Annotated in this window: 1 protein-coding gene; it reads left to right on the forward strand. The window is 28.1% G+C overall.

Annotated elements, in window-relative coordinates:
* Nucleotides 1-171: 171 nt before the first annotated feature.
* Nucleotides 172-686, forward strand: a 515-nt coding sequence (locus tag ACZQCL_RS03925) for an ATP-binding protein (protein WP_482481888.1), incomplete at its 3' end; no start/stop codon positions are given.

A 686-nucleotide genomic window follows, 5' to 3' on the forward strand; every position in this document is an offset into this window, starting at 1 on the left:
AGGCTTTTTTCTTTACAGGTGCAAACCACAAGACAAAAAAAGTCATTAAAGGTGCAAATATAGGAGTAAAATAAGTCCTTCTAGGTGCAAATAAGATAAATAAATAAGTCCTTCTAGGTGCAAATAGAAAAGAAAGTGTGATATAATAGCTATATATAAAGGAGAATATATATGTTAAGAAATGCGACGAATTTATTGACAAAATGGAATGCTCGAAAGAATCGAAAGCCACTTATTGTATGGGGTGCTCGTCAGGTGGGTAAAACATATCTTGTTAAGGATATATTTGCCGAAGAATATTATTCAAATTCTTATATATATATTGATTTTAAAATTGAAGATGAAATACGCGATTTTTGTGATCATACAGCTAATGCAGAAAAAATAATTGAATATATTTGCTTATATAAAGGTAAAGATATTAACAAAAATACACTTTTAATATTTGATGAAATACAAGAATGTCCAAACATTATTTCTTCTTTAAAATATTTTTGTCAAGATTTTAGAGAGATTCCAGTTATTGCGACAGGTTCAATGGTACGAATTCGTCTTCAAAGAGAACTAACAAGAAATGGATCCACACAAAAGTTTATGTTTCCTGTTGGTAAGATTGAACAACTCACTATATATCCTTTAAGTTTTGATGAATTCTTATTGAATAGTAATGAAAAATTATTTAATGT

This window comes from Holdemanella sp. (assembly GCF_056804935.1).